Annotated in this window: 11 protein-coding genes; 4 read left to right on the top strand and 7 right to left on the bottom strand. The window is 35.2% G+C overall.

Annotated features, from left to right (window positions below; all coding sequences use genetic code 11):
* Positions 1 to 91 precede the first annotated feature (91 nt).
* The 6 genes from QE109_RS11050 to QE109_RS11025 form a co-directional block, all read right to left on the bottom strand.
* A complete protein-coding gene (locus tag QE109_RS11050; RefSeq protein ID WP_281094546.1) occupies positions 92 to 1,009 on the bottom strand; it encodes a carbohydrate ABC transporter permease in 918 nt (305 codons plus the stop codon).
* Complete coding sequence (locus QE109_RS11045; protein WP_281094544.1) at positions 1,002 to 1,967, bottom strand: carbohydrate ABC transporter permease; 966 nt, start codon at positions 1,965 to 1,967, stop codon at positions 1,002 to 1,004. Before QE109_RS11045 ends, QE109_RS11050 begins: the two co-directional genes overlap by 8 nt.
* Before the next feature lie 64 nt (positions 1,968 to 2,031).
* On the bottom strand, positions 2,032 to 3,597 hold the full coding sequence (locus QE109_RS11040; protein ID WP_281094543.1) for a hypothetical protein: 1,566 nt from the start codon (positions 3,595 to 3,597) through the stop codon (positions 2,032 to 2,034).
* Between the two features lie 475 nt (positions 3,598 to 4,072).
* The gene (locus QE109_RS11035; RefSeq protein ID WP_281094542.1) at positions 4,073 to 5,431 is read right to left on the bottom strand and encodes a glycoside hydrolase family 30 protein; all 1,359 of its coding nucleotides are present in this window, start codon (positions 5,429 to 5,431) and stop codon (positions 4,073 to 4,075) included.
* 39 nt (positions 5,432 to 5,470) lie between these two features.
* Positions 5,471 to 8,602: a cellobiose phosphorylase gene (locus QE109_RS11030; protein WP_281094541.1), complete on the bottom strand. Its 3,132-nt coding sequence runs from the start codon at positions 8,600 to 8,602 to the stop codon at positions 5,471 to 5,473.
* A 115-nt stretch (positions 8,603 to 8,717) separates the two neighbouring features.
* The gene (locus QE109_RS11025) at positions 8,718 to 9,728 is read right to left on the bottom strand and encodes a LacI family DNA-binding transcriptional regulator (protein WP_281094540.1); all 1,011 of its coding nucleotides are present in this window, start codon (positions 9,726 to 9,728) and stop codon (positions 8,718 to 8,720) included.
* A 434-nt stretch (positions 9,729 to 10,162) separates the two neighbouring features.
* On the opposite strand from QE109_RS11025, the gene QE109_RS11020 reads away from it, so the two are divergent.
* The 3 genes from QE109_RS11020 (at position 10,163) to QE109_RS11010 (ending at position 11,612) form a co-directional block, all read left to right on the top strand.
* Positions 10,163 to 11,119 (top strand): sensor domain-containing diguanylate cyclase, encoded by a 957-nt coding sequence (locus QE109_RS11020; RefSeq protein WP_281094539.1) that lies wholly within the window; start codon positions 10,163 to 10,165, stop codon positions 11,117 to 11,119.
* 104 nt (positions 11,120 to 11,223) lie between these two features.
* The gene (locus tag QE109_RS11015; RefSeq protein ID WP_281094537.1) at positions 11,224 to 11,364 is read left to right on the top strand and encodes a hypothetical protein; all 141 of its coding nucleotides are present in this window, start codon (positions 11,224 to 11,226) and stop codon (positions 11,362 to 11,364) included.
* Positions 11,365 to 11,408: 44 nt separating this feature from the next.
* Positions 11,409 to 11,612 carry a VOC family protein gene (locus QE109_RS11010; protein WP_342637130.1) on the top strand — a complete coding sequence of 68 codons (204 nt, stop codon included), beginning with the start codon at positions 11,409 to 11,411 and terminating at the stop codon, positions 11,610 to 11,612.
* Positions 11,613 to 11,660: 48 nt separating this feature from the next.
* Here the strand turns inward: QE109_RS11010 and QE109_RS11005 are convergent, their stop codons facing one another.
* The gene (locus QE109_RS11005; protein ID WP_281094535.1) at positions 11,661 to 12,494 is read right to left on the bottom strand and encodes a hypothetical protein; all 834 of its coding nucleotides are present in this window, start codon (positions 12,492 to 12,494) and stop codon (positions 11,661 to 11,663) included.
* Positions 12,495 to 12,785: 291 nt separating this feature from the next.
* Here QE109_RS11005 and QE109_RS11000 point away from each other — a divergent pair, with 291 nt between their 5' ends.
* Entirely contained in the window at positions 12,786 to 13,259 is a 474-nt protein-coding gene (locus tag QE109_RS11000) for a ferritin-like domain-containing protein (RefSeq protein ID WP_281094534.1), read from the top strand.
* The last annotated feature ends 27 nt before the right edge of the window (positions 13,260 to 13,286 follow it).

Below are 13,286 nucleotides of genomic sequence, written 5' to 3'. Positions count from 1 at the left end.
GAGATTCATTGAATTTCCAAGAAGTACGAAAAAAGATGCTGCTGCTAATCTAATTCTTAGATTTGCAACAGCACCTTCTAAACCGACTCAATTATCCTTTTACAGCACCTGCTGATATGTTCTCAATGAGATATTTTGAGGCGAAAATAAATACGATTACAATTGGAACAATTGAAATGGCAAATCCAAGATAAATCGCGCCTTGGTTTTGATACCATATTTTTAAAGCTTTCAATGAAGAGATAACCATTGGAAGCGTTTCGTTTTGTTTAGAACTTAAGATTACCCTTGCACTAAGGTAGTTATTCCAAGAACCTATAAAGGTGAAAATTGACATCGTCGCAACACCTGGTGCCATTAACGGCAATGCAATTCTGTGGAAAATATATAATTCCCCAGCGCCATCCATCCTCGCTGATTCTATAACTTCTTTACTCAGTGCAGCACTGATATATGCCCTTAGAAAAAATACGGTGCCTATCGAAGCAATTGATGGGATAATCAATGCAGCATGTGTATCCATTAGACCTAATTGTGTCATCCATTTTACATAACCTAAAAAAGCTAACTGACTAGGAACCATCATGAATACTAATATAATACCAAATAAAAAGTTCTTACCTTTGAAGTTATACATGTGAAATCCATATGCTGTGAGTGCGGAAAAATATCCTGATAAAACTGTGACTAAAACTGCGATTTTAAGTGAATTCCAAAATCCACGTGTAATATCCACATTATCAACTAGTATTTTATAATTCTCAAATAAACTTGTGCCTGGCATCAAAGTAATACCTTTAGTCTGTATTGCCATACCATCACGCGTAGAATTGATAATTACGATCCAAAATGGAATAACGGCTACAATTACAAGTAGAGCAAGAAATAGATAAACCATAGTGTAAACGATTATTTTTTTGCGTTTAACTTTTCTCTTTATGCTTTGCCTTTGGATATTTTGCTTTTCAATTTGATCATCAACTTGATCTTTGTTGTTTAAATCATTCATGTTTAGCACTTCCCTTCAATGCATATAGCTCTTTCTTTCTTGCTTTTTTTATCTTACGGTTTTGAATAAACTCTTTGATCTCTGTTCTATTAGTCATCACTGTAAATACAACTGTAAATAGCATTATAACAATAAATAGAGCAAACGAAAGCGCTGATGCATAACCATAATTTTTATGAACAAAAGCCATATTGTAGATGTAGACAATCATCGTATTTAAACTACCTTCTGGGAAACCTTTACCATCAGTGATTAAGAACGGAATATCAAATAATTGTAGTCCACCGATTAAACCTGTGACCATTACATACATTAATATCGGTTTAATTGAAGGGAGTGTGATGTTCATCAGTACTTGAAACCTTCCAGCCCCATCTATTCGTGCTGCTTCAAAAACTTCTTTACTTACAGCTTGTACTGACGCCATAAATAGGATAAATGAGTTGCCAAACCACATCCAAGTCTGAATTCCAGAAACACTCATTTGTGCCATTATCGGCTTAGTTAACCATCCTATTGGTTTATCAATCCATCCAATATTAAATAACACTTGATTTACAACACCATAGTCTTTATCAAGTAATTTCATAAAAATCAATGCAATTGTCGCAGCAGCAATTAAATTTGGTAAGTAGAATATAACTCTGAAAAAACCTAACCCTTTGACTTTGTATTTAATATCCGAGAAAATCATAACCAACAATAAGGCAAGGAATATCTGAAATATTATATTTACACCCCAAATTTTTAAGGTGTTCAGAAACGCATCAACTAGATTAGGATCTTTAAATAGCAATTTGAAGTTATCAGCTCCAATAAATACTTTTTTACCAAAACCTTTATATCTTGTCATCGACAAATATAAAGTAAAGAAGATCGGATATGCATTGAAAAGGAAGAAAACCAAGAAGAAAGGGGATATAAAAAGGTATCCTACTTTGTCTTTTATTTTTTTCATTTCATCCTCCATCTACAAAAGTATACAAAAGTAGACTTAAGGTCTACTTTTGTATCAATATCATTTATTCAGTTGGCAATCCGTCAACATAAATCTCTGGATACGTAACTTGAACATCTGCATAGAACGCTTTTAGTGTATCAGCTACTGAATTGTAACCCTCAGCACCTTGTTTATAGTTTGTGATGTGAACACCTAAAAGATCGTTTAAGCCTCTGTCGTAGATCGTTACATTAGATAAATCGATTTTTGCTGCTTCATCATTAAATACTTTCAAGTGGTTCATTCCACCTAAAGACTCTCTACCATCGTACTGTGCAATAACTGGTGCCATGATAGATTCAACTGAGTACATATCACCATCAGCTTGCTGACGAGCTGCAAGACGTTCTTTATCAAATAACATTGACTTTAAGAATGCGAATGCAACTTCTGGAACCTTAGTATCTGCGTTAATTCCTAGGTAAGTACCACCCCAGAAATATGAGTTAGGACCTGAAGCCATACCCCAGTTACCTTTGAAAGGCGCTGCATCAAAAGCATCTTTTTCAGCTTGATCTGCATCTTCACCTGGTTTAGCAAGTGTGTTGCCTTCTGCGTCAACTTTTTCAATATTTAACTCAAGTACATATTTCAATCCCCATGTAGGCATTGAATATGCCATTACTTGCCAAGTATTTCCTTCAGCATCTACTAAATCTTTATCCATAGCATCAAACCAAGGACCTGACCATTCAGCAGCATTAGCTGTTAAAGACTCACCAATTGTTTCGCCATACATTTCTTTTACTAAGTTAATGTAAGGAATTTGTTCTTTGATCTTAGCCGGGTTTAAAGTTCCATTTTCGTCAATCCACATAGACGGATTGTTTGTACCCGCTGCAAAGTGTCTTACCGCTTGATCATCTGAGAATAATCTCCAGCTAGAGTTAAATTCTTTAACTTCTTTTTGTGCAGTTAATAAATTTTCAATTGTGTTAAATTTGTTTGCATTCATCCAGTTTGTAACTGCTGTATTGTAGTCTGCTGATCCAAGTTCTGGGAATCCAGCTTCACTACCCCATACTTCTGCAGCCATATCTGTTTTGAAGAAAATCGCACCTGGCGTTACTTGCCAAGATAGAGCAGCTAATTTTCCAGTTGCTGGATCAATTCCTGATTGCCAGATATATTCTTTATAATCAGCTTTTTCAGCTGCTAAATCAACATCAGGATCATTTTCCATCATTGATTCAATATCTCCATAATAACCTGCTTCGATGAAAAGTTTGATTTGATCTAACTCGCCAGAAAAAATATCTGGTCCATTACCTGATTCAAGTGCAGGTAAAATTTTATCCATGTAACCATCTTGGATAGATACGGCTACAAATTCTACTTCTAAACCTTCAAAAGGTTTTCCAGGAGCTGTATACATTTCTTCGAAATATTCAACATCACCTGCGACAGCAAATTCATCTGTAAATGACCAAACTACTAATTTTTCTTTTGAATAATCTTTACTTGTATCAACTGTAACATTTTGAGTTTCTTTAGTGGTATCCGCTGTATCTGTACCATCTGTTCCACATGCTGTTAAAGCAAGTGATGCTACTAACAAGATCACTAATAAAATAGATAACTTCCTCATCATATCTCCCCTTAAATTTTGATTTGGCAACAACTAACTCTGTTGTAGTTATAATATAGCACATTTACGAAATCGATTTCAATACTTATTTTAAAAATTCGTCATTGTTTTAATTTTTTTTCAATATAGCCACTTTTTTTGCTGCTTTTCACTAATTTTAGTACAATCTCAAATATAGGTCTAAAGCCAGTTCAAAGTTCTATCATCGTGATATAAAGATAATTAACATCATGCATATATTTAGCTCTAATCACTGAATTTGAACAGTTTCATCTGTTTTAAGAAAATATTTTTCTGCTCTTTTTTACACTTTAAATACATATTCTCTAATGAATTTGTGCGATTTTGATAGCGTAGCCCCCTCGCTCAAACCGCCTAGAACTAAAAGAAACCGATTGCCTAAATACAATATTTTCATTTACTTCAGAGCTTTCTATGATTCACTTGCATCACATTTCACCCTATTGTCTCGGCTTTATTCTGACTTTAGCACAAAAGTTGTGATTGAATGATCTGGAAGATTTATGTTTAAACCATCACCATCAACAACAAGGCTCATTTGGGCAATCCATCCTTCATTTTGAGCAACTACAACGATATCGCCATTTGGATTTTTAAAAGCAACCGCGTGAACATCTTCATTTGTCACACTAATTTCTAGTCGTCTCGCGCCAACTTCGATGTATTTAGAAAAATGTCCAATATAGTAATATGAGTTATTGTAACTCAACTTTTTTTCCGTACGGTCATACATAATTGGTGCTTCACAGTAGTTATAAACATGATTTGGGCCACCTTTTTCGTTAAGCACCAAATTCCAGTCGATCCATCCACGACTCCAATTGTTAAAATCACCGATGATGTTTCTACCATAACGTTCACAGTTTGACCATGAGCCTAAATAACCATTAAACTCAGCATTTTCAGATGTAGTTGTAAGTTCTACACATCCTTCAGTAAACAATATATGTTTATCTGGGAAAAGATTATGAAGCGCAGATAGGTTTTCAAAAGCTTCACTGACATACCAGTGGTTACCTGTTCCCCATACATATTTTGCAGCTTCTTTATCCGCAAGTACAACTGCACCACGTTCAACGAGCACATCACGGTTATGGTCCCAGATGATAATTTTGGTATCTGGACATGCATTTTCTAAAACTGGACCTAGATGATTTTTCACAAAATCGCGTTCTTCTTCAGCTGTATAGATACATGAATCCCATGTTTGAGTTGCTAGTGGTTCGTTTTGAACACTTACAGCCCATATGTCAATCTCACGTTCTTTCATAGCCTCAACAAACTTAGCATAATAGTTTGCCCATGATGCATAGTATTCAGGCAATAGCTTTCCACCATAATTCATCTCTTTTGTATCTTTCATAAACCCCGGCGGGCTCCACGGCGAAGCCAATATTTTAAGTGGTCCACCAGCATAACGCATAGCATCCTTGATCATAGGAACAACCCATTTGTCTTCACGAGAAATATCAAACGTAGTAAGTTCTTTGTCTCCTTCATCAACATAAGTGTAATTCTCAAGCGCAAAATCACAAGAATGGATGTGAACACGTCCCAAAACATATCCGAGTCCTTTATCCTTAGAAAAATAGGCGCGAATTGCTTCTTCTCTCACTTCCGACGGCGCTTCAGACAAAGTAAAAGCAGCAGATTCGGTAAAAGCCCCGCCGAATCCCATAAATTCTTGATAAGTATGTTCACTATTAACTGCAATTACTTGTCTCCTTGGATCAAAATTACCCGTCTCACGTTCAGGTAACTGCATCCAGTATTTCGAATCTTTTTTCTCCGACCTTACAGATACTACTTTCATATAGCCTCCTATTTCAATTTATATCGATTTATTTGGATTTTATTTCGATTTAAGTTTATAAACCATGATAATCTGCTTTACTTGACCACTTCGAATTTGCAGCGCTAAATCTCCTTTGACGTCTATAGCGCGCTTACCATCCACCAAATAGTAATCTACTTCAACTTGATCAGAATACGTTGGCAGTGAAGTTTTATTTTCAATAATGAACTCTATACTTGATAGCAAGGTGGTTTTTACACGCCCTTCTAAGAAAAAATCTGCATGAAGTAAAGGCGCTGGTGAGAAAATAAGCTCTTCATTATATTGAAATACAGATTTACCAAACATCATAACATTCCAAGTACTTAACATTTCAGCGGTTGAACCACTTAGTCGAGCAACAAATCCTTGACCGCGAACACTTGGGTTTGGATTTAAACTACTCGCTATAAAGCTTGAATTTTCAAGTGTTGAACGACCATATACATCAGGGTCCATAAAACAAACTAAATTTGATTTTATCTCTTCATAGAATTCGTCATACAGACCACCCTTTAAGAGTCCCAAGATGTATTTATACGTCATGTGCAAAAAGTTACTTTCTCGCTCTAACCAGCCCGGTGTAAATGCTCTTATTCTGCCAAGTTCATAACTCATCTCATCTAGTTTGCCGCTTGTTTTGTATGTTTTCAAAGGTGCATCGTATAATTCTGATGCTCTTATCTTGTTGTACAGGTTAATATTTTCTTCAACAGACCCAATTTTCAAGCTCCTAGCAGGTGCTTCGAGGAAATCAGGGACTTTATGCAGTTCGAAAGCTTTCACTCTAACCGCTTTTAAACCGTAAGGGGTAGTATAACCCAACTCTTCATATTCACTAGCAGCGTAGGTGAGATAAGTTGGAATCACACCCTCGTTGCACTGTCTAGCACGATCAATACCATCAATTAGTATATTTTCAACACACGATAAAAAAGATAACAGTTCTGATTTTAAGACACTTACTTCGCTACCACTTATGCCTTTTTTAATACGTGCTCTAAAAGATTCTCGAGCTGTAGCCATCTCATCCCAACGCTCAAACAAAGAAATTTCTTTAGTAACCGTAGCGTATAACGCTCTAAAAAACACGTAATTGTCTTCAAGCAATTTAACTTCCGCTAAATTATTATTTTTTTCAAAGTTAGCTTTTAAAAATCGCACGATTCTTACAAGTTCAATGGTTTCACTCATACCTGAAGCAAAAACACCCGGTAAGCCATTCATGGCATCATTCCACCCTGGTTTATTTGCTTCCATCTCAACACCCATACCCAGAGGATCTAATGACGAAAGCTTTGTAAACACTAGTGTCAACAATTTCTGAGCTAAATTTGTCTTGTAAACTTCTCCTGATTGATCTCTGGACCAGTTGGATTGATTAAAGCGTTTTGTATGGGCTTCCTCTTCTAAAGCACCGTATTGTCTCACTTCGCCTTTACTATTAAGTCCGTATTTTAGATCTCTTGGTAAAACCGTAACTGGACTTTCATAATATTGATAGCTTTTATCTTCTAAGAGCAATTCATCTATTTTATCTGGAAAAATACTCAGATAACTTTCAATCAAATCAAAATTGTAAGTCCAATGGTCCACCCAGAAACCTTCTCCAAAAACAGCTTCAATGTGTTGCGTTGCTTCAGTTAAAACCAAACCAATAAACAGCTCTTCAGATACATTTAGTTCAACGTCATTTAATGCGATTTGCATGCTTATTTTGCCTGGAGAAAATTTATAGTTTAAGACTTCTCTTATCTTCTCTTGGTTTGTCACTACATATTTATCGATGATTTTATCAGCGTTATCTTGATCCAACGTAAAAGTTGTTCCTTGTACACCCAAAGGGTTATACCCATCTAACTGGATGAGATTCATGAACATCTTCACATTAAAAAGACCCGCCTCTGGTACAAAGAAAACATCATTACGTCTGTTTTGATTTACATCTCTAAAGTTACCATTCCCCTGAGAATAAAACTCTGGCGCAAGAGTGAAGAAATTATAATCACGCTCCGGATCTCCATGTTTTCTTGAAAAAACATGATAAATCTTTTTGCGATCACCTTCACCAAAAACCAAAGGATACCCACCTCGCAAAGTATTGTCTAGGAAATTTTGCTTGATATAAGCATCAAATAACGGAAAATTGCTTTTCGTATCAACCACATCTACCAAGACATCTATCAACGCTTCTGCTTCTTTAAGCTTATTGGCTATATAGTCTTTTTTTATAATCAAGTGTGCCATTTGATTAATGATTGACACCTCTGACACATGTCCTATCAGCGTATTGAGTTCAATACACGAGTCTTTTGAAAGTTTTTTTGATACTGGCGAAAATCCACAAGGCACTTTGTTAACAACAACTTGCGCATCTAAATTTAAATCACTGAGTTTTTTGCCAATTAACCCGGCAGGTATAGACAGAGATGTATCATAGCCAAATACGAGTCCAAGGTCAACAATTGGTTTTATAAGTTTGTCATCTTCCATAAAAGACATGTAAAAGTGCCCTTTGTTAACCATGGATACCTCAGCTTCATCACCACTTGAAGCTCTAAACTTATAGATTGGAACATTGTTTTCAATATTCTCAACGCCCATCCACGAGACCATCAAGTTCGACATGCTTTTATAACTTTGATTTGTTGCACCTGAAGGTAAGATGTTGGCAATGCCATCAACCACTTCAACCAGTCTTTCTTCACCAAGGTTTTTAATCATTACGTTTCTAACAAGTCCCGCAACTGGTTCATTTGTCAGCCCAAAATAAGTTACTTTATAATGAATATTTCTAGATTTGTTGATCTCCTCAATTGAAAAATGACCCCTTGATATATACATATTTCTCTTTACATCATCATCTGTATGAACTGCAAACGGTTCATATACATCACCATCTACGATTACAAAACTTCTAAATCCGTACTTGTCCACATATTGATAACTCGTATTTGCGGGGAAAAATTCGAGTATAGGTTCATCCTTGTCTTTAATCCCAAAACTGGTTATTCCTTGTCCGCGATTTGCGTAAAATGCCCACAAAGGAATCCCTTTAACACCAGCAATACCAGGTAAAAAGCTAGAAAATGTTTTCTGCTTATCATAATCTTCAATTACAAATTGATTGTTTTCAAAATAGTATGTCACACGTCCTCCTCAGTAAGTTTGAAATATATTACAAACTTAAAGTTCAAATTACGAAATCGATTTCGTTGCATCTATTTTAACATATGTCTATTTTAAAGCAAATAAAAAAAGTACATTATTTTGTACTTTCTCTAATAATCAGTTCAACTGGAACGCGTTTCACTATACCAGGTGCTATATTCTTTTCATTGTTTATAAGTGCTATTAAGTGTTTAGCCGCCTCTGTTCCAACCATCATTTTATTTTGTGAAACTGTCGTAAGCGATGGCGATGTATATCTTGTTAACTCGATATTATCAAAACCAATCACCGACACATCGTCTGGCACTTTATATCCCAATTCTCTTAGTGCAATTATTGCGCCAAGAGCGATATCATCGCTTGCTGCATATATTGCATCTGGAACACCTTTATACTGCTTTATAAGTTGTAATAGTGCATTTTTGCCACTGTTATAATCATAATTGTATGCTTCAACAATTAAATTCTCATCAACTTCAACATCAGATTTTTTAAGTGTATCCTTATAGCCTTCAAGTCGTTCCACAGCTGAAAATGATCGTAAAGGACCTGATATGTGGGCAATATGCTTAGCCCCTTTCAGCATCAGATATTCAAGTGCCATTCGAGTCCCCTGAAAGTTATCCGAAATAACCGTAGGTACATTGATGAGACCATTATCGACAGAAACGATCGGGATGCCACTTTCAGTTAATTCTTTCAAATTCACATCATCCACATCCACGGTTAGGATCAAAACACCATCTATATTTTTATATTTGCACCATTCGAGATAGGTTAATGATTGAGCACCAACTTTTTTTGATACAAAAGTCACTTCATACCCTAAAGCTTCTACATATGTTTTAAATTCTTGCAAGACACCACTAAAAAAGTGATGCTCTAGTCCAATGTTCAAATCTTCACTAAACAGGATCCCTATTGACCAACTATTTTTTGTTTTGAGTAATCTCGCATTGGAGTTAGGCACATACCCCATCTCTTTAGCAAGCGCCAAAATTTCCTCTTTGCGCTTTTTACTAACTTGGTTCGAGTTATTTAGTGCTTTAGAAACTGTACTTGATGCACATCCAGCTCTTTTAGCAATATCATAAATTGTTACCATTTTTTCTCTCCTTGTAGTTAATTAAGGCAGTATAAAAGGCAAGTCCAACTGTCCAACAAGTTCCTATTCGTAAAATATATATCGCTCTACAAGGGCAACGCTATACGCATCACGTTAGGTTTGTTGAATTTATCCGCCTTGATCCATCTCTTAAATTTTGTCACTTATACTTTGTCAGTTCATTCTATCAAGAATTTTAACTTATTAAAAGTGAATAATCGCGTAAAAATTGTATATTTGAAAAAAACAATTAAATATATTAATCAATTTGCTCAACGTGAGTTTCTTTTATCGGTTATTTTGATATCAGTTTATCACAAGTCCTTGATAAATCAAAGGCAGAGATAGCAAGGGGATTTAACATGAAATTTTACACATTTTATGCTGATAAGTGGGTATATAATAATGAACACTCAAAAGTATCGGAGGATCATATGGCGAATAATAGAACCAATAAAAGTAAAAAAAGCAAAAAAAATAAACTCGTAAAAAATATGGGGACTCAATTAAAAAGATCCGAAGAAAAATTCCGAATGCTTTTTGAAAAGTCACCTGTTGGCATGGCTATGGTTGAGCATAGCACTGGGGCTTTTATAGAGATCAACAATTCGCTACTTCATTATCTTGGATATACCAAAGACGAACTCATGAATATGACATTCTGGGATATTACACCACCGGAATATACTGAGCAAGAAGAGGCTCAAATTTCTGATCTTAACACTCACGGTAGTTTTGGTCCAAACGAGAAAGAATATATCAGAAAAGATGGTACAAAAATACCTATTCGAATTAGCGATTTTATACTCACAGATACTGATGGAACTGAAGTTGTTTGGGGCATTATCGAAGATATTTCGTTAGAAAAAGAAAATAAAAAAGCCATGGAGAACTTAGCTTTTTATGATCAACTAACTGGACTTGCTAATAGAAGTTTATTAACCGAGCGTTTCAACCAATTACATGGACTTTACAAACGCGATCACAAAAAGTTTGGTGTACTGTTGATTGATTTGGATAAATTCAAAGGAATCAATGATAGTTATGGACATCTAGCTGGAGATGTTGTGTTAAAAGCAGTTGCTTGTAGAATTAAGAAAATAACAAAGCGCGAGGAAGACACTGTTGCAAGGATCGGGGGCGATGAATTTGTGGTCATTATTCCAGATATAGAATCCTGTGAAAACCTCAAATCTACCGCACATAAAATAGTCGAAATCATAAGAGAACCCATCCTCTTTAACGGAATAGATCTCAAAATCACATCAAGTATCGGTATTTCCATATACCCTAATCATGCCGACGACCTCCAGGGTCTATTAAGAAGCGCCGACATAAACATGTATCGAGCGAAAGAACTTGGTGGCGATAATTTTCAGATGGTTAAGTAAAGAAATGGTATATTGGGAGCTATAATATATACCATTTCTAATACATTACATAGATATTTCTTGTCAATACTATGTTTACTTAAATTAAATACAAGGAGGACGATATGAAATTTATACCCTATCTTTCATTTGAAGGAAATGCAGAGGAAGCTCTAGAATTTTATGCAAATGCTTTTAACGGTACGATGAAGACAATCCACCAATTCCTGAAACATATAGCAATAAGATATTGCATGCAGCTTTAGGAATTGGTGACGAAGAAATCTACCTTTCCGACACATTTCCAGGCATGAAAATAAAACCAGGTAATGCAATTGAGATTAACATAACACTTGACAGCGAAACAGAATTACGTTTGCTCTTTGATAAACTTGCGACTGGCGGTAAGGTACAAATGCCAATAGACAAGATGTTCTGGGGTTCTCTCTTTGGTTCACTCACTGATAAATTTGGTATTGGTTGGAACCTAGATTATGAGCTTAAATCTGAATAATCAAATATAAACGGCTAAGTTTGCTGGGTATAGGCTATTCTTAGTCGTTTATTTCCCTTTCTCACGAAAAATTGTTGATACTTTAGCGCTATCAAAACTGAACATGATTTTGATAATTAAAGCAAAGACGATTAATACAATTATTGGAATCACACAAGAAGTTATAATCAAAACTGCAATAGCATCTAAATAAGCAGCCAGTGTATCTTCTCCCTTTTTAACGATTGTAGATATGTCATTTCCAATTTTAGAAGTCACATTGGATATATAATCTCCAACTTTATCCATCCAGTTTTTGTCTTCTTCGGCAAAATCCTTTTTCTTTGCATCAATTTCTTCTTTGTTTTGATTTGCAACTTCAATTGTTTGTTCTACCGATGATTGATAAGACTCATATATTAAATCACTGGTCTTAATACTTACAGGAATCGTCATGAATATAACAATTCCAAATATAGCGAGTTTTATAGCAAGGTTTCTGAGTATATCGTTCTTTACATATAAATAAACAATTCCGAAAAGACAAGCCATAGGAATAATAAAACCAAAGGTTAAATAACCAACAACAGCAATTAATATCTTTTCTAACAGAATTGCACCCAATATAACAATAAAATAAGAGGTTAATTCTGCAATTTGATTCGCAATTGGCGTTGCAACATCACCAGGTATCAACGATAGCGCTGTTGAAGATGCCGCAGCTGTAGCTGCAAGCTTCATAACTGTAACTTTTTTATCATCCAAAGAGTTTACTGTCGCTTCATTAAAATCTGGTGCCGTGACTACTTTTGATACGACGAAGATTGAAAGTAATGCGATTATGAGCAAAGCAATCCCGATTAGCGTCCTTTTAGAAAATTTCATTTTTGACTCTTCTATCATAACTTATCTCTCCTTTATAATGTCATTAATCAAATACTACAAACTTTAATGCAATATTACCATAATGCACCATTATTACAAGCAAAATGATAGGAATGACTCATTTGGATTGTTTTTTCTGTCATTAAAATAGTGTTGTGCAAGCATGATTAAAACCATTTCATCGACTTTATTTATCAACACCTACGACTATTGTATTTGATACATAAGTTTGACTAGCAGACATTAAGTGTATAAGACTAACATACAGGCATTAACAAGCACTGGTCAAATAACGATAGGAGGTTTTTTATGAATGGTTATGAGTATGCTATAAAAATGGAATTGGACGGCGAGATGTTTTACAGAGAACAAGCACTGGTAAATAAGGACAATGTCCTTAATCCGGTTTTTTTGTCTTTAGCAGAAGACGAAAAACAACACGCTATCAGGATTAAAGAAAAAGAAGCAGGCAATGATTTTCTACCAGATGAAGAAGATATGGCGAAGACTAAAAATGTTTTTACCGATGCTGCAGGATTAGATCCTGAAAAAAGCACTACTGAACAGATTGATGCGTATAGAAAAGCACTCGAGATGGAAGCGAAAAGCATAGATCTTTATAAAAAACTTCTGTCAGAATCAAATGAGAACAAAGACCTTTTTGAATTTCTCATTAAACAAGAAGAAAAACATTATAACTTAATTGAAGAAATCATAGAAATGGTAATCCGCCCAAACGAATGGGTCGAGTCTGCTGAGTTTGGCCTACGTAAGAAATACTAACAAACTCAACAGTTAAGGAGGTGCAAC

It is taken from the genome of Fusibacter bizertensis (genome assembly GCF_029914245.1).
GTDB lineage: Bacteria > Bacillota > Clostridia > Peptostreptococcales > Acidaminobacteraceae > Fusibacter_C > Fusibacter_C bizertensis.
This window is presented reverse-complemented; position numbering and strand designations above follow the sequence as displayed.